Origin of the sequence: Amphritea opalescens, assembly GCF_003957515.1 — a bacterium.
In the GTDB taxonomy this organism is placed as follows: Bacteria; Pseudomonadota; Gammaproteobacteria; order Pseudomonadales; family Balneatricaceae; genus Amphritea; species Amphritea opalescens.
Window position 1 is genome coordinate 51,388 of record NZ_RQXW01000008.1, and the last position, 20,942, is coordinate 72,329.

At 49.1% G+C, this 20,942-nt stretch carries 16 protein-coding genes and 1 tRNA gene; 8 read left to right on the forward strand and 9 right to left on the reverse strand.

Going from position 1 to position 20,942, the window contains the following annotated elements; genetic code table 11:
• Positions 1-7: 7 nt before the first annotated feature.
• Together bamC and EH243_RS10410 are read left to right on the forward strand one after the other, a co-directional pair.
• Positions 8-1,369, forward strand: a complete 1,362-nt coding sequence (bamC, locus tag EH243_RS10405) for an outer membrane protein assembly factor BamC (RefSeq protein WP_126158601.1) — start codon at positions 8-10, stop codon at positions 1,367-1,369.
• A gap of 105 nt (positions 1,370-1,474) precedes the next feature.
• On the forward strand, positions 1,475-2,428 hold the full coding sequence (locus tag EH243_RS10410; protein WP_126158602.1) for a 2-hydroxyacid dehydrogenase: 954 nt from the start codon (positions 1,475-1,477) through the stop codon (positions 2,426-2,428).
• Positions 2,429-2,475: 47 nt separating this feature from the next.
• Here the strand turns inward: EH243_RS10410 and EH243_RS10415 are convergent, their stop codons facing one another.
• Together EH243_RS10415 and rlmD are read right to left on the reverse strand one after the other, a co-directional pair.
• A complete protein-coding gene (locus EH243_RS10415) occupies positions 2,476-3,141 on the reverse strand; it encodes an RluA family pseudouridine synthase (protein ID WP_478212947.1) in 666 nt (221 codons plus the stop codon).
• Positions 3,116-4,510, reverse strand: a complete 1,395-nt coding sequence (gene rlmD, locus EH243_RS10420) for a 23S rRNA (uracil(1939)-C(5))-methyltransferase RlmD (RefSeq protein ID WP_126158603.1) — start codon at positions 4,508-4,510, stop codon at positions 3,116-3,118. Before rlmD ends, EH243_RS10415 begins: the two co-directional genes overlap by 26 nt.
• A gap of 229 nt (positions 4,511-4,739) precedes the next feature.
• On the opposite strand from rlmD, the gene EH243_RS10425 reads away from it, so the two are divergent.
• On the forward strand, positions 4,740-5,735 hold the full coding sequence (locus tag EH243_RS10425) for a glycosyl transferase family protein (protein WP_126158604.1): 996 nt from the start codon (positions 4,740-4,742) through the stop codon (positions 5,733-5,735).
• A gap of 61 nt (positions 5,736-5,796) precedes the next feature.
• Here the strand turns inward: EH243_RS10425 and EH243_RS10430 are convergent, their stop codons facing one another.
• The gene (locus EH243_RS10430) at positions 5,797-6,966 is read right to left on the reverse strand and encodes a cation:proton antiporter (protein ID WP_126158605.1); all 1,170 of its coding nucleotides are present in this window, start codon (positions 6,964-6,966) and stop codon (positions 5,797-5,799) included.
• Between the two features lie 465 nt (positions 6,967-7,431).
• On the opposite strand from EH243_RS10430, the gene nfuA reads away from it, so the two are divergent.
• The 5 genes from nfuA to EH243_RS10455 all read left to right on the forward strand — a co-directional run bounded on the left by nfuA (position 7,432) and on the right by EH243_RS10455 (position 13,267).
• A complete protein-coding gene (nfuA, locus tag EH243_RS10435; RefSeq protein ID WP_126158606.1) occupies positions 7,432-8,025 on the forward strand; it encodes a Fe-S biogenesis protein NfuA in 594 nt (197 codons plus the stop codon).
• 259 nt (positions 8,026-8,284) lie between these two features.
• On the forward strand, positions 8,285-10,714 hold the full coding sequence (gene lon / locus EH243_RS10440) for an endopeptidase La (protein WP_126158607.1): 2,430 nt from the start codon (positions 8,285-8,287) through the stop codon (positions 10,712-10,714).
• Positions 10,715-10,841: 127 nt separating this feature from the next.
• The gene (locus EH243_RS10445; RefSeq protein ID WP_126158608.1) at positions 10,842-11,117 is read left to right on the forward strand and encodes an HU family DNA-binding protein; all 276 of its coding nucleotides are present in this window, start codon (positions 10,842-10,844) and stop codon (positions 11,115-11,117) included.
• Between the two features lie 39 nt (positions 11,118-11,156).
• A tRNA-Asp gene (locus EH243_RS10450) sits at positions 11,157-11,233 on the forward strand.
• Between the two features lie 153 nt (positions 11,234-11,386).
• On the forward strand, positions 11,387-13,267 hold the full coding sequence (locus EH243_RS10455; protein ID WP_126158609.1) for a SurA N-terminal domain-containing protein: 1,881 nt from the start codon (positions 11,387-11,389) through the stop codon (positions 13,265-13,267).
• 125 nt (positions 13,268-13,392) lie between these two features.
• Here the strand turns inward: EH243_RS10455 and EH243_RS10460 are convergent, their stop codons facing one another.
• The 6 genes from EH243_RS10460 to EH243_RS10485 form a co-directional block, all read right to left on the reverse strand.
• A complete protein-coding gene (locus EH243_RS10460; RefSeq protein ID WP_126158610.1) occupies positions 13,393-14,991 on the reverse strand; it encodes an ABC transporter ATP-binding protein in 1,599 nt (532 codons plus the stop codon).
• Positions 14,984-16,009 (reverse strand): ABC transporter permease, encoded by a 1,026-nt coding sequence (locus EH243_RS10465; protein WP_164549099.1) that lies wholly within the window; start codon positions 16,007-16,009, stop codon positions 14,984-14,986. Before EH243_RS10465 ends, EH243_RS10460 begins: the two co-directional genes overlap by 8 nt.
• Before the next feature lie 31 nt (positions 16,010-16,040).
• On the reverse strand, positions 16,041-17,141 hold the full coding sequence (locus EH243_RS10470; RefSeq protein ID WP_126158611.1) for a microcin C ABC transporter permease YejB: 1,101 nt from the start codon (positions 17,139-17,141) through the stop codon (positions 16,041-16,043).
• A 5-nt stretch (positions 17,142-17,146) separates the two neighbouring features.
• The gene (locus EH243_RS10475) at positions 17,147-18,967 is read right to left on the reverse strand and encodes an extracellular solute-binding protein (RefSeq protein ID WP_126158612.1); all 1,821 of its coding nucleotides are present in this window, start codon (positions 18,965-18,967) and stop codon (positions 17,147-17,149) included.
• A gap of 79 nt (positions 18,968-19,046) precedes the next feature.
• Positions 19,047-19,295 (reverse strand): hypothetical protein, encoded by a 249-nt coding sequence (locus EH243_RS10480; RefSeq protein WP_126158613.1) that lies wholly within the window; start codon positions 19,293-19,295, stop codon positions 19,047-19,049.
• 33 nt (positions 19,296-19,328) lie between these two features.
• Positions 19,329-20,921: a lytic transglycosylase gene (locus EH243_RS10485; protein WP_126158614.1), complete on the reverse strand. Its 1,593-nt coding sequence runs from the start codon at positions 20,919-20,921 to the stop codon at positions 19,329-19,331.
• Between the last annotated feature and the right edge of the window lie 21 nt (positions 20,922-20,942).

Consider the following 20,942-nt stretch of genomic DNA (forward strand, 5'->3'; position numbering starts at 1 on the left):
AAGCATAATGAGAATAATTGCCTTGTTGCCTCTGGCAGCAGCTGTGTTAAGTATTGCTGGATGTGGTTCTTACTCAAACCCGATTTACGGTGAGAATGGAATTATCAACGATCGCAGCCAAAACTACGAAGAGGCGCAGGCAACTAAACGACTCGAGCTACCGCCTTCTCTTCAGGATCGCTCTAAACCGATGCAGGATGCGTTGGATATTCCAAATGCTGGGCAGACCGCCTCGCAGCGCAGTAGAAGTTTTTCGGTTCCTCGTCCAGAGTTCTTCTATGCTGATGCCGGTAATGGTTCGGTTAATCTGAAGCGTGAAGATGGCGAGAAAATTTTGGTCGTTGATGAGCCTATCGGCGATGTTTGGGTGCAGTTGCAGGATTTCTGGCGCTTTAACAATATTGGCTTAGCTAAATCAGCGCCACAAGAAGGGGTTATTGAAACCGATTGGATCGATGTGGATGCTAAAGAGCTAAGTTTTGTCGATAGTATGATTAAACGGCTGACGTTCCAAGATATCGACGGTCCTGTTAGCGATAAGCTGCGGGTGTCGGTGCGTCCGGTTGCGGATGACTATAATCGAACCAGTATTACGATGCAGCATGTGCGGGTGGCGCAGGACGAGAAAGATCAACCGGTTAGCTGGAGTGATGACGCGACAGATGTTGGTTATAAAACCGATATGATGTTTGAAATGCTGCGTTATCTGAGTAAGTCGACCAGTAATAGCGAGAGCATGAGTATGCTTGAGCTGCGTCGCCAACAAAATAACCTGCCGCAGATGGGCCGTGATTCTAAAGGCTTCCCTGCGCTGAAGATTACCGTGCCGGTTGATCAGGCATGGGCAGAGATTATTCAGGCGATCGATCAGACCGACCTTGATGTAGGTACCCGCGATCAACAAGCAGGTATTATTTATATGACCTACACGACGTCAACACCGTTTGAAGATACTGAAAAGATGGGCTTCTTTGAGTGGTTACATTCCGACCGTGACGAGATTACCTTTGATAGTGGTAATGCGTTTGGTCGGGCACTCGGGTTTGATGACGATGAAGAGGATGGCGCGCCTTCTTATAGCACCAATAAGGTTAATGGTGGCAAAGAAGCTATCGATAAGAGCGAGGACCTTGCTAATCAAAAAGGCTTTAAGATTTGGCTAGGTGGCGAAGTGTTATACATCTTTTCAGATGATAAGGACGCTGTCTACAATGACGAGTCAGGCAAGTATGAACATGTGGGCCAATATCAGCTACATATGAATCGTACCGCCAGCGGTGTATTTTTAACGGTTAAAACGCCGGACGGCTATTCTGCACCGGCGGTTGTGGCTGATGAGATACTGTGGCAAATCAAAGAGAAGATTTGATCGGCTTAAAAGCTGAAGCCTAGCTTTATTAGGTGATAGATAAACGTTAAAAGGGCCTCGTAATTGAAGGCCCTTTTTTTATTGTTAACGTGATGGAAAAGAGCGATGAAAGCAGTATTTCTAGATCTAAATAGTCTTGATTGTGATGACCTTAATCTCGCCGAGTTGAAGGCTCAGTTTACAGAATTCAACGGATATCCAGCCACGAGCCAGCAGCAGGTTGCAGCACGGATCGCGGGTGCGGATGTTGTTATTGTCAATAAGGTAGAGCTGGATGGTGCCGCGCTAGCAGGTGCCACTCAGTTGAAGCATGTGTGTATCGCCGCGACGGGCACTAATAATGTGGATCTTCAGGCTGCTGCCGACAACGGTATTACGGTGTCTAATTGTCAGGCATATGGCACAGCGTCGGTGGTCCAGCATGTGATGTCGATGATGTTGGCTCTGCATACCAACCTCATTGCCTATAATGAAGCTGCGCGTAATGGTCAGTGGGCGCAGGCTGAGCAGTTTTGCTTGCTGGATTATCCGATTCAGGAGCTTAACGGAAAAACTTTGGGTATTGTTGGCTATGGAAACTTAGGGGCGAGTGTCGCTCAATTGGCCAGCGCTTTTGGAATGAAGGTGTTAGTCGCGCAACGTATTGGTGGTGATACGGTGGCGGGGCGTGTTGCGCTGGAAGAGTTGCTGTCACAGGTTGATGTGTTGAGTCTGCATTGTCCGTTAACGGCGCAGACCCGTGATCTTATTGATGCCGATGCGATTGTACAGATGAAAACCGGTGCTTTTATTATCAATGCGGCCCGTGGCGGTATCGTCAATGAGGCGGCACTGGCTGCTGCGTTGCGTAGTGGCAAGTTAGCCGGTGCCGCGACCGATGTGTTAATACAAGAGCCGCCGGTGGATGGTAATCCGCTGTTGGCCGATGATATTCCAAACCTAATTGTAACGCCCCATAGCGCTTGGGGCAGTGTGCAGGCGCGTCAACGTATTGTCGAGCAGCTTACGGAAACCATCGAAGGTTTAAAGCGGGGTGAGCGCATTCGCGTGGTGAATTGAGCTAGATTTCCATTGATAGCGACCCGTAAGGGTTAAGGTGCCTCTGGTTAGAAGGGGCAGGGTGCGTTAAAGGATAACCGCGCCTGACTGACCGGATGGTTAAAGCTTAGGGATTGAGCATGTAGTAGTAAGCGCTCGGAACGTTCTCGTTGGTCTGGCTGAGCATAGAAACGGTCACCAAGAATAGGGTGTCCAAGGTACTGCATGTGGACGCGCAATTGGTGCGAGCGGCCAGTAATCGGTGTGAGTTCGACCCGAGTCGCATTATCTAAGGGTTCGATGACCCGCCATCGGGTCTGCGCCGGTTTACCCTGTTCATGATCGACTATCTGTAAAGGGCGGTTTTCCCAGTCGCAGCGCAGTGGTTGATCCACCGTACCGCAGGAGGCTAGTAACTTGCCACCGACAATCGCTTGATAGCTTTTTTCGGTGAGCCGATCTTGAAACTGAATGCTGAGATGGCGGTGGCTTTCTTTGCTGAGCCCCAACACCATAATGCCTGAGGTGGGGTAATCGAGTCGGTGCACGATGAGAGCGGTTGGAAAAAACGGCAACACTCGACGCCAGAGGCAATCCTGTTTGTCCTCTCCGCGACCCGGCACGGAGAGTAGATCAGGATCTTTGTTGACCACTAGGATGTCGTTATCGGCGAAAAGAATCGCGTGTTCATCAATAACGGGTGTCATCTCAGCGGTTAATGCCTTTGCCGGCAAATAGTTTCTTTTTCTGCTGTTTCTTTTTCCCGCGTACAAACAAAGCCATTGATTCAATATGGTGAGTCTGTGGGAACATATCCATCACGAGAAATTGCTGTAACTGATAGCCTTCTGTGGCTAATAGTTCACTATCGCGAGCCAGTGCGCCTGGGTTGCAGGAGATATAGAGAATCAATTCGGGTCGCTGATTGCAAATTTGTGGAATTAGTGAAGCGGCACCACTGCGAGGCGGGTCAAGAATGACCTTGTTGTAAGACTCGCGAAACCACTGTAACCCCGTTAAATCATCCGCCAGATTGCCGCAGAAAAACCGGCTGTTATCGAGTTGGTTTAAGCGGGCGTTTTGTTCGGCCTGCTCTACCATGGATATGCTACCTTCGATACCCGTGACCGAAGCGCCCGCTTGGGCGGCGGGTAGGGAGAAATTACCCAGGCCGCAGAACAGATCAAGAATCTTATCGTCAGCTTTAAGGTCCAGTAACTGGCAAGCCTTAGAGACCATCTGTTGGTTGATCTCGGCGTTAACCTGAATAAAGTCACCCGGACGGAATTGCAAGGTGAGTTGGTTGAGTGAATAGCTCACCGGCGCAACTTCACTGTTATCGGGATCAGTGCCGATGATCTGCTGTTGTAGGCTTAGGCCGTAATGCGACGCTAGCGTGGTAAAGATGGCCAGGTGTTGATCGTTAAGTGGTTTCTTTAGTCGCAGGGATAAGTAGCCGCCTTCATCACCTAGGTCGATATCTAGCTGAGTGATATATTTGATGTCCCCGCTATCACGTAGGGCGTCTCTGGTGCGGCTGAAAATATCACTAACACGTTTGTCCAGCACGACACAGCTATCGAGCTGAGTGAGTAGATGGCTGCCTCGGCGACGAAAACCAATAATGGGTTCGCCATCGGATAACTGGTTAATGCCAATCCGGGCGCTGCGGCGGTAATGCCAATCAGAGGCCGTTAGCGGCTCGACTATTTTGGTAGGCTTTGTATGGCCGATCCGTTCTAGTTGTTCCACAACGAGCGACTGCTTTAACTTCAGCTGTTCAGCATTATCTAGATGTTGCAGATCGCAACCGCCGCATTGTTGGTAGTGCGGACAGGCGGGTTCGATTCGGTGGCTAGAGGGGGTTAAAATCGCGTCAGTATGGCCAAGGTAAAACTTGGCTTTTTCTTCTGTCAGTCGCGCAGATACCTGCTCTCCCGGTAGAGCATTGGCAATAAATGCCGTTTTGCCCTGATATCGCCCAATGCCTCGGCCGTCGTGGCTGAGAGATTCGATCTTAAACTCGACCGCTTCGGTGGGTAGAGGGTGGGTTGGCTTGCGGGCCGGGCGCTGATTTTTTGGACGGGAACGGTTCGGTTTCATGGGCTTCTCCTGACGAAGGCCGGATTCTACCAGTCACCGATGATGAAAGCATCCGCAACGGCGTGAATCACCGTTAGATTAAGAGGTATCGATAGGCTTTTTACGGGTAGACGGTGCGGATGGGCATAAAGTTGGCTTTAAGGTGGTTTTGTCAGCGTAAAGACTTCATACGGATGGCGTCGAGGGTATAAAATCTGCGTAACGTTAATTAATGGGTTAGAGAGGGTCTATGTTACAAAAACCGCCGTCAGCGGAGCATCCTTTTGCTCCCTTTGTTCGCATTCTGGGTAAAGGTAAACAGGGGTCTCGTTCGCTTAGTCAAACGGAAGCGCGTGACGCGATGGAGATGATTTTAGATGATCAGGTAGAGCCTGAGCAGTTAGGTGCTTTTTTGATGCTGTTGCGGGTTAAAGAGGAATCCCCCGAAGAGTTGGCCGGTTTTATCGAAGCGGTTCGTGGTCGATGTGGCGCGCCGGCGTCATTGCAGGTGGATCTAGATTGGTCAACTTACGCGGGTAAAAAGCGCCAATTGCCCTGGTTTATTTTGGTGGCATTGTTATTAGCCGAAAGCGGTATTCGGGTGTTTATGCACGGCGCTAAAGGTCATACGCCTGAGCGTATCTATACCGAGGACTGTCTGGCATTGTTTGGCATTAAGGCCTGTTCCGGTTGGGACGAGGTGGCGCAAACCTTAGATGCTCACCGGTTCGCTTTTATGTCGATTGATACATTGAGTCCGCGTATGAGTCGGATTATCAATCTACGTCCCGTGTTGGGGCTGCGCTCTCCAGTACATACGCTATGCCGACTGATCAATCCACTGCATGCTCGCCACACTGTCGATGGCGTGTTCCATCCGGCGTATGGGCCGATGCATCAGAAAGCGGCACAGTTGCTCGGTGTTGAAAATGGGTTAACGATTAAAGGTGATGGTGGAGAGGCTGAGATTAAACCCGATGCTGAATGTGATCTGCAATGGACCAGAGGCAATGATTATTCGACCAGTGTATGGCCCCGCTATTATCCAAAGCGATTAGTGAAACAACCGCTCGATAACGCGGATTTACTTAAACTGTGGCGTGGAGACATAGAGCATGAATATGGAACGGGAGCGGTGATCTCGACGTTGGCCTTGATGCTGAAATTGCTTAATAAGGCGGATGATGAAAGCTGCATCCCCTTAGCGGAGCAGATGTGGCAAGGTAGAAACAAAGCCCAGTATTAGTCGCACTGGTGGCATAAAGCCTGTGGGTTTGTCCGATAGACTGCTCTATCGGACATTGGTTTTAATCTCTTCTTAGCTTATCTGACACGGCAATCGGGCTTGGGTAGTTAAAGATGACAATATAGGTCGATAGCAAGAAGGTCAGAATGGCAGTTGCCTGTATGACATGGGAGGCTTCCTGTCCAATCATGGAGGCACCGGTGGCCATATAGGCGATCAGTAATGAAAACTCACTTATCTGGCCCAGTCTGAAGCCTACTTCCCAAGCAAGGGTTTTGCTATCACTGATATTGTGCAGTAGAAAGCGAAACACGATCGGCTTAATCACCAGCACCAGCAGCGCTAGAATAATGGACGGAATAATAATCTGACCTACGAGTCCGAGATTAAAACTCGCCCCGATAGAGAAGAAGAACAGAATAAGGAAGAAATCTCGCAAAGGCTTTAGGCTAGTGGCGATATACTGGGCGATCGGACTGGTTGCTAAGCTGACGCCTGCAATAAAAGCGCCGATCTCCGCAGATAAACCGACCGCATGGGCGAGTTCAGCTAGGCCGAGGCACCAGCCAATGGCAAGTAGAAAGATATACTCATGGAAGCGGTCAAACTTGTGAATCAATGGCAACAAAATATAACGGACGAAAGCTAGCGAACCGCCAATGATCAAGGGTAACGCGATCAATGTTTTCAGGAAGGTGAAAAACTGGTTCGCTTCGCCATCGCCGCTGTTGAGTAGTAGTAGCACCAGAATAGCGATGACATCCTGCAGTAGTAACAGACCAACCACCAGTTCGCCGGTGTACTTGTGGTGCAGCACGGTGGTAGGGAGAAGTTTGATGCCAATAATGGTGCTGGAAAACATCAAGGCTACACCAATAATAATGGCTTCAGTGCGCGTGAATCCGAAAGCTATCCCCACACCATAGCCAATCACCATAAAGATAATCGCGCTAAATACCGCCACTAAGGTCGCTTTTTTGAGCATATGTACGAGGTGGCTAGGTTGCATATCGAGCCCTAGCAAGAAGAGTAAGAAAATAATGCCGACGTGCGAAATGTCTGAGAGTAGGGCGGTATCTTGAATATAGCTGTAACCATAGGGCCCCAAAATGGCACCCAAAACAATATAGGCAACGAGTAACGGTTGTCGAGTATAAAGGGCGATAGAGGCCAGCACAGCGGCACCGGTAAAAATCAGGAAAAAAGAGAAAACCAGGCTCTGTTGCATCATAGCTAAAGTGATATCCAATCGATTCAGGGCGGGAGCTCAGGCGCTGAGCACCCCTTAGTTTAACGAATCTATAGCCGGATATGAAGGTGGTGGGGGATTCAGCTATAAATAAAATAGCAACGGTTGGAGCGCGCTCGATAGATAGGCTTGATAGATCGACTCAATAGATAGTTCCGCTGACCAAAATAGAATGTGGTTTAACGCGAATGGGCGTTCTGTGGGGGGGCTAAATAGCCTTTTTGTCGATTTAACGACGCCTATCTCGTTATGAATCAGTATTTGCAGGTAGTTAAAATACCGATCAAAATAGACGAAAATGAGTATTGAAAGGGTTAATAAAGATTGCCAAGTCGTTTGATGAAAAGGTAAAAACGTCGGTTTTACTAATAACTGAGTATTTTACTCGGGATTAGAAAGGGTGTATCCTAATGCCCATATTGAGTGAGTGATTTAACAGGAATTTTGATGAATATTACTGTAACCGAATCAGCTGAAATTTACCTTGCTGAGTTGCTAGAAAAGCAAAATGTAGAAGGTATTGCTGTGCGGATGTTCGTTACCCAGCCGGGGACGCCTTACGCAGAAACCTGTCTGGCTTACTGTCGTCCAGAAGAGATCGTCGAAGACGATGCTGTGATGCCGATGGATAAGGTAACGTTTTACTTTGAAAAAAACAGTCTGCCTTACCTCGAGGAAGCAACCGTTGACTTTGCGACCGACCGCATGGGTGGGCAGCTGACGATTAAAGCACCGAACGCTAAAGTGCCAAATGTATCGGATGATAGTCCGATAGAAGAGCAGATAAACTATATTCTCTACTCGGATATCAATCCGGGCCTTTCATCCCATGGTGGTGAAGTGAAGCTGATTGAGCTGGTTGAAGAGTCGAACGGCCAGATTGCTATCCTACAGTTTGGTGGTGGGTGTCAGGGGTGTAGTGCTGTTGATATGACGTTAAAAGATGGCGTTGAGAAAACCCTCGTTGAGCGTGTTAGTGGCTTAGTGGGTGTGCGTGATGTGACAGATCATACTGTTACTGATAACGCGTATTACAAGTAACAACCAATGCTCTGAAAAAAGCCCGGACTTTCCGGGCTTTTTTAATTGTAAAGAGACTATCCACCATTTTGGTACGTTGTTACTCATTGAACTTACTGATAAAACATTATTCGTTGTTGTTACTTTTTTCTGTAACTTTTATTGTGATGTGGTTGATTTTTATAGTCTAAGCCCCATTTATCAGTAAGAGCGATATATCGTACAGCCCGTAACTGCTGTATCTCCCGCAGTTTCTTTCGACAAAGGAGTAAGGTCCATTATGGCACCACTCGAGAATGATAAAGAGATCACCACCACCCTGATGCCGGTTTTGCCGTTGCGTGATGTTGTTATATATCCACATATGGTGATCCCGCTGTTTGTAGGTCGGGAAAAATCAATTCAGGCCCTAGAAGCGGCGATGTTGCAGGATAAAGAGATTCTGCTGATTGCCCAGAAAAATGCTTCCGATGATGAGCCGGACGGTAAAGACCTGTTTGCCATTGGTACTGTTGCCAGTGTGTTGCAGATGTTGAAGTTACCTGACGGTACGGTCAAAGTACTCGTCGAAGGCGACTACCGTGCACGGATCGAAAAACTGCACACCACGGAAGCTCATTTTACCGCTGATATTACTGTGTTGCCGATTGATGAAGTCAGTGCAAACGAAGCGGAAATCTATAAGCGTACCGCGTTGGATCAGTTCGAGCGTTTTGTACAGGTCAACAAGAAGATTCCGGCCGAGGTGTTAACCTCATTAGGGTCGATCGATGAAATTGGCCGTTTAGCGGATACCATTGCTGCACATATGTCTCTCAAGCTAGAAGAGAAGCAGCAAATTCTAGAAATTCTAGACGATAAGCTTCGTCTGGAGCATCTAATGGCGTTGATGGAGACCGAGATTGACTTGGTTGAAGTTGAAAAGCGCATCCGTGGTCGCGTTAAAAAACAGATGGAAAAGAGCCAGCGCGAGTACTATCTGAATGAGCAAATGAAGGCGATTCAGAAAGAGCTGGGTGATTTAGATGAAAACGGTACCACGGATATCGAAGAGCTGAAAAAGCGGATCGATGAAGCCGGTATGCCGAAAGAAGCACTCGATAAAACCCTCAACGAGTTCAATAAGTTGAAGATGATGTCGCCAATGTCTGCGGAAGCGACGGTGGTGCGGGGTTATATCGACTGGATGTTACAGATTCCTTGGTCGAAGCGCTCTAAGCTGCGTCACGATATGAAGCGTGCCGAAGCGATTCTGAATGAAGACCACTATGGGCTCGAAGAGGTTAAAGACCGAATTCTTGAGTATTTAGCGGTTCAGCGTCGAGTCCGTAAGCTGAAAGGCCCAATCCTTTGTTTAGTCGGGCCTCCAGGTGTGGGTAAAACCTCCTTGGGGCAGTCGATTGCGCGAGCAACCAACCGTCAGTATGTGCGTATGGCGTTGGGTGGTGTACGTGATGAAGCCGAAATCCGCGGTCATCGACGTACCTACATCGGTTCGATGCCGGGTAAACTGATTCAGAAAATGTCTAAAGTTGGCGTGAAGAACCCACTGTTCTTGTTAGACGAAATCGATAAGATGGGTATGGATCAGCGCGGCGATCCCGCTTCTGCATTGCTAGAAGTGCTGGATCCAGAGCAAAACAGTACGTTCAATGATCACTATTTGGAAGTCGATTACGATCTGTCGGACGTAATGTTTGTGTGTACCTCAAACTCGATGAATATCCCGGGTCCGCTATTGGATCGAATGGAGATTATTCGGATTCCGGGTTACACCGAAGATGAGAAATTAAACATTGCACGTAAGTATCTGATTCCTAAGCAGATGAAGACCAATGGTCTGAAGGATAAAGAGCTTACGATCGAAGATGAAGCCGTTACCGATCTGATTCGTTACTACACTCGGGAAGCCGGTGTTCGTGGCCTTGAGCGTGAGATCGCTAAAATTTGTCGTAAGGTGATTAAAGAGGTTGCCCTAGGGGGTGATAAGAAGGCCTCTATTGTGGCGAATAGCGAAAACCTTGAGAAGTACTCTGGGGTACGTAAGTGCAGCTTCGGGGTGGCAGAAGAGGAAGATCGTATCGGTCAGGTAACCGGTCTGGCTTGGACATCGGTCGGTGGTGATATCTTGACCATTGAATCTGCGGTAGTCCCTGGTAAGGGGCGTCAGATTCGCACAGGCTCCTTGGGTGATGTGATGCAGGAATCCATCCAAGCGGCGATGACGGTTGTGCGTAGTCGAGCAGAGTCCTTGGGTATTAACCCTGATTTCCATGAAGAAAACGATATTCATATCCATGTTCCTGAAGGTGCGACACCAAAAGATGGACCAAGTGCTGGTATCGGGATGTGTACTGCATTAGTATCTGTGCTCACGAGTATTCCTGTCCGCTCTGATGTAGCGATGACTGGGGAGATTACGTTGCGTGGGCAGGTTCTGCCTATCGGTGGTTTGAAAGAGAAATTACTGGCGGCGCACAGGGGTGGCATTAAAACCGTCATTATTCCAGATGAGAACAAACGTGATCTGAAGGAAATTCCTGACAATATCAAAGCAGACCTTAAAATTTGTCCGGTTAAATGGATCGATGAGGTGTTGCAAATTGCTTTAAAATACAGTCCGGAACCATTGACTGAAGAGCAAAAAGCAAACTTTTCTGAAAAGAAAAAGCAAGCAAAAAGTGAGCGCGGGCAAATAAAACCGCATTAACTGAAAATAGTGACGTATCAAGCTGCAACCCGCTTGACACCTGAATTGTACGCTTGGTATAAGTTGTTCGTTAACTTACTGGGCTTGAGCTACAGAATATAAAAATGATTCATATAAGGGGAACAATGTGAATAAATCTGAACTAATCGACGCAATCGCCGCTTCTGCGGATATTCCAAAAGCAGCAGCTGGCCGTGCGCTGGATGCTACACTGGAATCTATCTCAGACGCTCTGCAAAAGGGTGATTCTGTTGCTCTCGTGGGCTTCGGAACCTTTGGTGTAAAAGAGCGTGCTGCGCGTACGGGTCGTAACCCTCAGACTGGTCAGCCTATTCAGATCGCTGCGGCAACGTTGCCGACTTTCAAGCCGGGTAAGGCTCTGAAAGACGCTGTAAATAAGTAATAAAAGTTAGCGCCTGATCCGTAAGGATCATTGGCACCCGGAGCGGTAGTTCAGTTGGTTAGAATACCTGCCTGTCACGCAGGGGGTCGCGGGTTCGAGTCCCGTCCGTTCCGCCAAATGTGAGATCATTAGCCGTAACAGTTAGTGTTTCTCTGGGTGACGGTAACCGGCATTAGCCGCTCCGTATTGCCAATCATATAAAAGGCGCATCCGGTTATGGGTGCGCCTTTTTTTCTATTTGTACACTAGCTTAGAGGCCCAGAGGCATCATGCTTCAGAATATCCGAGATAACTCCCAGGGAATAGTTGCTAAGATCATCGTTGGTCTGATCATCGTTACCTTTGCACTGTTTGGGGTGGAGTCCCTGGTCAGCCTGACCTCAGGCTCAAATGCTCCGGCCACCGTTAACGGTGTTGAAATCAGTGAGCAAGAATTACTCCAGGGTGCAGACCTGCAGCGGCGACAATTGTTGGCCCAGATGGGTGAAAATGCAGATCCTACCCTGTTAGATGATAATCTAATCAATAAGGCAACCCTGGATAACCTGATACAACGGGAAGTGCTGGTTCAGTCTGCGGTTAACCAAGATATGGCGATTTCAGACCATATGTTGGATCAGATGATTATCAACACCCAGGACTTCAAAGTGGATGGGGTGTTTAATCCCGATCAATATCAGGCGGTGTTACGTAATGCCGGTCTGACGCCGATGATGTACAAGGATCTGCTGCGTAAAGAAAGTTTGGTCGACTACGAGCGTTCCGGTTATATGCTGTCAGCCTTTGTGTTGGATAGTGATGTCGACAACATTTTAAAACTCGATCGTGAAACCCGCGATATGGCTTACGTTAAAGTTGGCTTGAGTGATTACATGGCCGGCGTCTCTGTTTCTGCTGACGAGATGAATGCTTACTACGATGCGCATCTGCAGGATTTCATGACCGAAGAACAGGTTGCCATTCAATACCTGCTGATTAATAAAGCGGATCTATTGAAAGAGGTGACGGTTGATGAGGCTGAGTTGCAATCCCAGTTTGATCAACTTCAAGCGGTATACAATGCAGAAGAGCAGCGCACCGTTTCCCATATCATGATTGAAGTGTCAGATGATGTTGATGATGCGACAGCACTTGCGAAAGCTGAAGCACTGCAGCAACGGTTGGCGGCGGGTGAAGATTTTGCCGCGTTAGCCGAGTCTGAATCCGATGATCCTGGTTCTGCTGCTGTTGGCGGTGATCTAGGTGTTTATCAGGACGGTATGCTAGATGGCCCGTTTGAACAGGCAGTCTATGCGCTGAAAAAGGGTGAAGTGTCAGCGCCGGTCCGTACCGCGTTTGGTTATCATTTGATTAAACTCACCGATTTGTCTGAGTCTGAGCCGCCAGTATTTGCTGATGTTAAAGATCAGTTGATTGCGGAGCAGATGGAAAACAAGGTTGAGCAGCTATATGTTGAACGTGTTGGCCAATTGACCGACCTGTCGTTCTCCTCCGGTGATCTGCAAGAACCTGCCGATGAGTTAGCGCTGAAGATTGTTGAGGTTAAGCCCTTTGGTCGTCAAGGTGGCGATGATGATATCACCACTAATCCACGGGTGATTCGTGCTGCCTTTGACGAAGAGCTGATTCGTGATGGTTTGAATAGTGATCCTATTGAATTAGATTCGGGTCGTACGCTGGTATTGCGTATCAAAGAGCACATCCGTCCACGTCAGTTGAGCGAGGATGAAGTTAAACCACAAATCACCGAAATTCTAACCTTTAAGAAAGCCGGTGAAGCGTTAGAGGCTTCTTTGAGTACCGAATTAGAGAAGCTACAGCAGGGTGCTGAGCGGACTACGATTAATGGTGCTGAATGGTTAGTGGAAGATGCGGTGAGCCGTACCAACCGTACACAGCCTGCTGAGATCCTGTCTGCGGCCTTTAAACTGCCTAAGCCTGATCAAGTGGCATCATATAACTTGATTGCGCTACAAGACGGCTCTAGAGCGATTGTGGCGGTTACGGCGGTCAATGAACCTGATCTGTCTGAAGTAAGCGCAGAAGAGCGTCAAGCGATGCGTAATGTGTTGGGTCAGCGTACTGGTCAGTTTGATTACCAGGCGATGATTGAAGCACGGACAAGTGCTGCTGAGGTTGAGCGTCTCTAATGGCTCTCTAATCGTCAGACGTCATAAAAAAGGCCGATACATAATGTATCGGCCTTTTTTTTAATTGTTTTTTTTGTGCTTTGGATTCAGAAAGGGAGCTTTATGACCCGGCCATGCTTGTATGTTTATCGGTCACTGAAAGCGGCATTGAGCAGGCGGCGGGTATAGGCTTCGGTTGGTTTGCTGAACAGTTCTGCTGCTGCGCCTTGTTCAACTACGTCGCCATGTTGTAAGACGAGTAGATCATGGCTGAGGGCTTTAACGACCGCTAGGTCGTGGCTGATAAAGATGTAGCTCAGCTGGTAGCGCTGCTGTAGCTCGCGAAGCAGTTCGATAATCTGAGCCTGCACCGTTCGGTCTAAGGCGGAGGTCGGTTCATCGAGAATAATCAGCTCAGGTTTTAAGATCACCGCTCGGGCGATCGCGATACGCTGACGTTGTCCTCCGGAAAATTCATGGGGGTAGCGATGACGGTCTTCGGGATCGAGACCCACTTCACGCAGCACATCAATAATCATCTGCTGTCGCTCAGCGGCCATGCCGATGTTATGAATCTCTAAGCCTTCGTTGATCGAGTCGGCAACGGACATACGAGGACTGAGGCTGCCATAAGGGTCTTGAAACACAATCTGCATGCGACGGCGCAACGGCTTTATTTCCCGCTGGTTGAGTGTGTCGATCGCGGTACCAGCAAACTGTATCCCGCCTTCTGATCTGATCAGTCGTAGGATGGCCAGCCCTAGGGTTGTTTTACCCGAGCCGCTTTCGCCGACGACACCGAGTGTGCGCCCGCGGTACAGTTTAATGTTGCAGGGGTTCACCGCTTTGATGTGATCAACGGTTTTCTTCAGCAAGCCTTTTTTAATCGGGAACCATACTTTAAGGTTCTGGGTTTGTAGTATGGGTGTACCACTGGGTGCGACTGCCGGCGGCTGACCACTGGGTTCGGCATTCAGCAGCTTTAGGGTGTAGGGGTGTTGAGGTTGAGCAAAAAGCTGCGCGGTGCTATTGCGCTCAACGATGGAGCCTTGGTACATGACACAAACATCATCGCTATAGCGTCGCACGATATTAAGATCATGGGTGATCAGCAGTACAGACATGCCTAACTTTTGCTGTAACGACTGCAGTAGTTCGAGTATCTGTTCTTGAATCGTGACATCCAGCGCGGTGGTCGGCTCATCGGCGATCAGTAGTTCTGGATCATTAGCCAGTGCCATGGCAATCATAACCCGTTGGCGTTGGCCTCCTGATAGCTCATGAGGGTAGCTGGTAAGACGTTTCTCGGCTTCCTGTATGCCCACCAGTTGTAACAGTTCTAAGGTTCGCTCTCGGGCTTGTGGCCCCGTGAGGCCTTTATGTAACAGTAGCGTCTCGCCTATTTGTCGGGCGATGTTGTGTAGCGGGTTGAGCGAGGTCATGGGCTCTTGAAAGATGACGCTGATCCGGTCACCTCGAAGGGCGCGCATCTGCGCTTCGCTGTTTTGTAGCAGGTCTTTGCCTCGGTAAAAAATTTCACCGTTTGGATGACTGGCTTTGGGGTAGGGCAGTAGCTTCAGGATCGACATCGCGGTAACGGATTTTCCCGAACCTGATTCACCCACTAACGCCATAATCTTACCGGTTTTAATATCAAAGCTAACCTGCTTGACGGCATCAACGGCCTGGCTATCTTGGCCAAAGCGTACCGATAGATTGCGGATGGAGAGCAGAGCATCAGTCATTGAAGGTCTTCCTTGGATCAAAGGCATCACGGACGGCTTCGCCGATAAAGATTAGCAGGGTCAACATAATAGAGAGTGACACAAAGGCGGTGAGTCCGAGCCAAGGGGCGTGAAGGTTGGCTTTACCCTGCGCCACTAACTCCCCTAGCGATGCCGACCCTGGCGGTAAGCCAAAGCCAAGAAAGTCCAAAGCTGTCAGCGTGACTAGGGAGCCGTTAAAGATAAAAGGCATGAAGGTGAGTGTCGCCACCATGGCGTTTGGCAATATATGTCTAAACATGATTAAGCGATTGCCCAAACCGAGGGCGCGAGCCGCACGAACATATTCTAAATTGCGCCCGCGGAGAAACTCTGCCCTGACCACATCCACCAGTTGCATCCAGGAAAATAGCAGCATGATGCCCAGTAGCCACCAAAAGTTAGGTTGTACGATACTGGCGAGGATGATCAATAGAAAAAGTACGGGCATGCCGGACCAGATCTCTATGAAACGCTGGAAAAATAGATCGACTTTACCGCCGTAGTACCCCTGTACCGCACCGGCGGCCACGCCAATAATAGAGCTAATGATTGTCAGGGTGAGGGCAAATAATACCGACACGCGAAAACCATAGATGACCCGCGCGAGGACATCACGCCCCTGATCGTCAGTCCCCAGTAAGTTATCACTGCTGGGTGGCGAGGGGGCGGGTACTGGGAGATCCTGATTGATGGTGCGGTAGCTGAAACGGATAGGGGGCCAGATGATCCAGCCGCCCTGATCCGTGATCAGGTCTTGGATGTAGGGGTCTTTATAGTCGGCAAAGGTATCGAATTCACCACCAAATACCAGCTCTGAATAATCCACGACCACCGGATAGTAAAAGCTATTCTCATAACGGATGAGTAACGGTTTATCGTTGGCGATCAGTTCGGCAAAGAGGCTACTGATAAATAATGCCAAAAACAGCCACAGTGCCCAGTAACCACGACGGTTGTTACAGAAATTCTGCAGCCGACGTTGGTTTATGGGGCTCATTTTTTTATGTTTCAACAGTGACAGCATGTGCTCAGTTTTCTCTGCTTTCAAAGTCTATTCGAGGGTCGACCGCCACATAGGTCAGGTCGCTAACCAGTTTCAGTAGTAGGCCGATCAGGGTGAAGATATAGAGGGTGCCGAAGATGACCGGATAGTCGCGTTTAATAACGGCTTCATAGCCGAGCAGACCGATACCATCGAGTGAAAAGATCACCTCAATCAACATCGAACCGGTAAAGAAAATGCCGATCAGTGCGGCAGGCATGCCGGCGATAATCAGTAGCATTGCGTTGCGAAATACATGGCCATAGAGTACTTGGTTCTCTGATAAGCCTTTGGCGCGAGCGGTGATGACATACTGCTTGTTGATCTCATCGAGAAAGGAGTTTTTGGTTAGCATGGAGAGGGTCGCAAAGCTTCCAATCACCGACACTAATACCGGCAGGGTGATATGCCAGAAGTAGTCTTTAACCTGTCCCCATGCGCTAAGCTGATCAAAATCGGGGGAGGTGAGCCCCCTAAGCGGAAACCAGCTAAAATAGGTTCCTCCAGCAAAGAGTACAATCAGCAGAATGGCAAAGAGAAAGTTTGGAATAGCGTAGCCAATGATGATGATTGAACTGCTCCAGACATCGAATGGCGTACCGTCACGGACGGCCTTTTTGATCCCTAAGGGAACGGCGACCAAATAGGTAATCAGCGTCGTCCAGAGACCTAAAGAGATCGATACTGGGAGCTTTTCAATAATAAGGTCGGTAACTTTTTTTCCACTGAACAGGCTTTCACCAAAATCGAACACCAAGTAGTTTTTCAGCATCTGTAAAAAACGTTCATGGGCGGGTTTATCGAAGCCGAACTGCGCCTCAATCTGTTTGACCAACTGTGGGTCAAGCCCGCGACCACCGCGATAAGTACTGCTGTTTTCAGTGGCCGAGGGTGAGCCGCCACTGAGGTCCGATTGCGCCGACCCATCAAAACGGGCGGTGGCGCTAGTGTTTAGTCCTTGAAGGTTGGCAATGGTTTGCTCAACAGGGCCACCCGGTGCAGCTTGCACAATCAAAAAATTGATCGTCAGAATACCCAACAAGGTCGGAATAATCAGCAGCAGCCGCCGCAGGATATAAGCCGCCATAGTGGTTATTGCTCCGCTTGATTAGGTTTGACCCACCAGGTATCGAAACCCAGTGAATACTTTGGATGGATAGCGGGGAAAGCAAATTTATCCCAATAAGCGACCCGATAACTGTTGATATGGTATTGCGGGATTACATAATGGTTCCATTGCAATACCCGATCCAGAGCACGGGTTCGCAGGACGAGTTGTTCACGATTGGGTGCTTGAATCAGTTGCTCGACTAGGTAATCAACCGCAGGGTTTTTGATGCCAATCATATTGCGACTGCCGGGTTGATCGGCGGTGCTCGAGTGCCAGTACTCCCGTTGTTCGTTACCCGGTGAGTTAGACTGACCGAATCCGCTGACGATGACATCGAAATCAAAATTACGCACGCGGTTGATGTATTGCGACGCATCGATCACCCGTACCGTGGGTTTGATGCCCATGCGTTCGAGGTTGCGACTAAAGGGTGCGACAATCCGTTCAAAGGCGGGTTGTACCAACAAGATCTCAAAGGTCATCTGTTTGCCATCAGGCCCTAAGAGAAGGCCATCTTTTAGCGCCCAGCCGGCACTTTTCAATAGGCGCAGGGCAGAGCGCAGCTGTCCCCGTGTTTTGCCATCGCCTTTGGTTGTAGGGGCCTTATAAACCTGGGTAAATACTTCAGGTGGCACCTGATCACGCACGGGTTCAAGAATTTTCAACTCTTCAGCGGTAGGCAGTTCTGTCGCGGCCATCTCTGAGTTGGAAAAGAAGCTGTGGGTACGGGTGTAGGCGTTATAGAAAATATTTTTATTGGTCCATTCAAAATCAAAGGCGTAGGCCAGCGCTTGTCTTACTCGGCTGTCTGCGAAGTAGGGCTTGCGGGTATTTAATATAAAGGCCTGCATCCCTGTTGGATTCTCATGGGTAATATTGCGGGTGATGATTTTACCGTCATCAAACACTGAGCCCTTATAGCCGGTGGCCCACTCTTTGGATGAGGTTTCTTGGCGGAAGTCGTATTCTCCGCCCTTGAAGGCCTCAAGGGCTACATTGCCATCTTTATAATAATCGTAACGGATATTGGCAAAATTAAAGCGCCCTCGGTTGACCGGAAGATCGGCGCCCCAGTAATCTGGGTTGCGTTTATAGTTAATGGTGCGGCCGGCATCAAAGCTATCGACAACATAGGGGCCAGAGCCGATAGGTACATCGAGGCTTGGCTTACTGAAGTCGCGTTGTTGCCAATAGTGTTTCGGCAGAATACTGACTTCGCCGACAATGAGCGGTAACTCGCGGTTTTCGCTTTCGCTGAAGCTAAATTTCACCCGCCGCTCTGAGAGCGCTTCGATAGAGGAGATCTCACGGTAATAAGACTGATAAAAAGGTGAGCCCTGTTCGCGCAGTAGTTTAAAGCTATAGATCACATCTTCAGCGGTCACTGGCTGTCCATCGCTGAAGCGGGCTTTCGGGTTGAGGTTAAAGATTATCCAGCTGCGATCGTCGGCGACTTCGAGGGATTCTGCTAACAGGCCGTAGAGGGAAAATGCTTCATCCTGAGAGCGCGTGAGAAGTGAGTCATAGATAAGGCCGATACCATCGGCGGCAGCCCCTTTGATGATAAAGGGATTGAAGCTATCGAAAGTGCCGATGGCATCTTGAGACACAGAGCCGCCTTTCGGGGCATCAGGGTTGACGTAATCGAAGTGCTTAAAGTCCGCAGGGTATTTTAGATCGCCATACATAGAGATAGCGTGCTGTGGAGTGGCTGCTTGTAAGGGTGCCGCAAGAGAGCCGATCAGTGTTGCAGATAACAGGCAAAGCGTTGATATCTGCTTAGATAACTGTTTGAAATTCATCCGTAATTATCCAGCCAGATTGATAATCTGTTAATTTATAACAGGGGGATTGGGTTATAGCTAGTTATATGAGTACGGATTAGCGGTTTTGTTCAAATTCAGTGGCCAGATCAGTTAGGCGTTGGTGTTGTAACTTACGTTTGACCTTGGCTGCTTTCATATCATTCAGGTGCTGGGTGAGAAAGCGATGCTTATGATCATCGCCCTCTGCCAGTCCTTTGATGAGATCCTGATCCATCCAGTGACTAATCTTATGGTACAGCACAAACTTAAATAACAGTGCGGTGACCGTGGCGAAGACGATAATGCCGATACTGAGTGCGTCCATGATTAAGCCCTATGATAGGTGGATTGAGTTGATCTAGTTCACTTCGGTGATATCAACATACAGTGTAAGGTTTTGTCCAGGTTGTAAATAGCGGCTTTGCTCCAGTTTATTCCAGCGTTTGATATCGCTGACGGTCACGCTGAAACGATTGGCAATGGTTGATAATGAGTCGCCGTTGCGAACAGAATAACCAATGCGTTTGATCATCTGTTCGTCGCTGCGGCTAAGGACTGCTTGTTGACCGTTTTTCCATAGGGTGAGTGTATGGCCTATGGGTAGCAGATCTCCTGGCGCGATCTGATTCCAAGCAGTGAGTTCGCGGACGCTGACCTTGTGCTGTTGGGCGATGCTCCATAAATTATCGCCAGACTTAACTCGGTAGCTTATTTTGGTGCGGTTGCTGGATGCTAATTGGTTTTGTTTGCGGTTAAAACGTTGAGACTGGCTCAGTGAATATTCGCTCGACTCATGTTTGGCACTGGGAATCAGTAGGTAGCGTCCGGCGCGAATCGTGTTGCTGCTGAGTTTGTTGGCTTGGCGAATCACCGCTGAGGTTGTTTTGTATTGCTTGGCAATCGTACTGATGGTGTCGCCCTGACGTATTTTATGGCGGCTCCAGTTGACCCGTTGATCCGCTGGCAGAGTGGCCAGCTGCTGGCGAAATTGTTCGGCTGTCGCTGTAGGAATAAGCAGTCGGTGAGGGCCGTCAGGGTCGGTAGCCCAGCGATTGAAGCCCGGGTTTAGTTGATATAATTCCTGGGTTGAAATATCACTCAGTTCAGCCGCCTGCGCCAAATCGATTTGGCTATCGAGTTCAACCTGTTCGAACACCGGTTTATTCGCTAATGGCGTCAGCGTTAGGTTGGATTGTTCTGCATCCCGGATAAGGCGAGAGACGGCCAAGAGTTTAGGCACATAGGCGCGTGTTTCTTTGGGTAGGTCAAGTGACCAGAAGTCGGTCTCGAGCCCTTTGGCTTTGTTGCGACGGATCGCTTTTGACACCGTGCCGCCGCCACAATTATAGGCTGCTAAGGCTAACTCCCAGTCATCAAAGCGGCGGTGTAGCTGTTGTAGGTAGGTCAAGGCTGCATCGGTAGAGGCGATAATGTCGCGGCGCCCGTCATACCACCAGCTGGACTTTAGACCAAAATGTTTAGCTGTCCCTGGAATAAACTGCCATGGACCCGCGGCTCGGCCATAGGAGTAGGCAAACGGATCGTAAGCGCTTTCCACAATCGGCAGTAGGGCGATCTCGGCCGGCATATCACGGGCGATCACTTCGTTGAGAATATAGTAGTAATAACGGCCGGCACGATTGGTGACCCGTTGCATATATTCAGGATGCTTTTTATACCAGTCAAACTGCTTTTGCAGTCGAGGGTAGGCGCTATCGAGATGAAGCTGCATGTGGTCGCGGGTCAGCTGCCAAAGGTCGTCGTTCGCGACGGACTGTCGATCAGTTTCGAGGCTTTCAGCTTCGTCCACTGTCGCATGCGCGGTGTGACTGATCTGACGTGGTGCCTGCGTGGCTGCAGGGGCTGGTTCATTGATAACCAGATTATTCTGACAGCCAGTCAGGACGAATCCGACAGCGGTGAGTACGACTAATTTTCTGACCAACTGCATTGAACAAGCTGCCTATAATAA

Coding starts and splice junctions, on each gene's coding strand:
- EH243_RS10410 (WP_126158602.1), top strand. CDS start 1,475: ATGAAAGCAGTATTTCTAGATCTAAATAGTCTTGATTGTGATGACCTT.
- EH243_RS10470 (WP_126158611.1), bottom strand. CDS start 17,141: ATGGCGGCTTATATCCTGCGGCGGCTGCTGCTGATTATTCCGACCTTG.
- EH243_RS10465 (WP_164549099.1), bottom strand. CDS start 16,009: ATGAGCCCCATAAACCAACGTCGGCTGCAGAATTTCTGTAACAACCGT.
- EH243_RS10480 (WP_126158613.1), bottom strand. CDS start 19,295: ATGGACGCACTCAGTATCGGCATTATCGTCTTCGCCACGGTCACCGCA.
- EH243_RS10475 (WP_126158612.1), bottom strand. CDS start 18,967: ATGAATTTCAAACAGTTATCTAAGCAGATATCAACGCTTTGCCTGTTA.
- EH243_RS10425 (WP_126158604.1), top strand. CDS start 4,740: ATGTTACAAAAACCGCCGTCAGCGGAGCATCCTTTTGCTCCCTTTGTT.
- EH243_RS10455 (WP_126158609.1), top strand. CDS start 11,387: ATGCTTCAGAATATCCGAGATAACTCCCAGGGAATAGTTGCTAAGATC.
- rlmD (WP_126158603.1), bottom strand. CDS start 4,510: ATGAAACCGAACCGTTCCCGTCCAAAAAATCAGCGCCCGGCCCGCAAG.
- bamC (WP_126158601.1), top strand. CDS start 8: ATGAGAATAATTGCCTTGTTGCCTCTGGCAGCAGCTGTGTTAAGTATT.
- lon (WP_126158607.1), top strand. CDS start 8,285: ATGGCACCACTCGAGAATGATAAAGAGATCACCACCACCCTGATGCCG.
- EH243_RS10460 (WP_126158610.1), bottom strand. CDS start 14,991: ATGACTGATGCTCTGCTCTCCATCCGCAATCTATCGGTACGCTTTGGC.
- EH243_RS10485 (WP_126158614.1), bottom strand. CDS start 20,921: ATGCAGTTGGTCAGAAAATTAGTCGTACTCACCGCTGTCGGATTCGTC.
- nfuA (WP_126158606.1), top strand. CDS start 7,432: ATGAATATTACTGTAACCGAATCAGCTGAAATTTACCTTGCTGAGTTG.
- EH243_RS10430 (WP_126158605.1), bottom strand. CDS start 6,966: ATGATGCAACAGAGCCTGGTTTTCTCTTTTTTCCTGATTTTTACCGGT.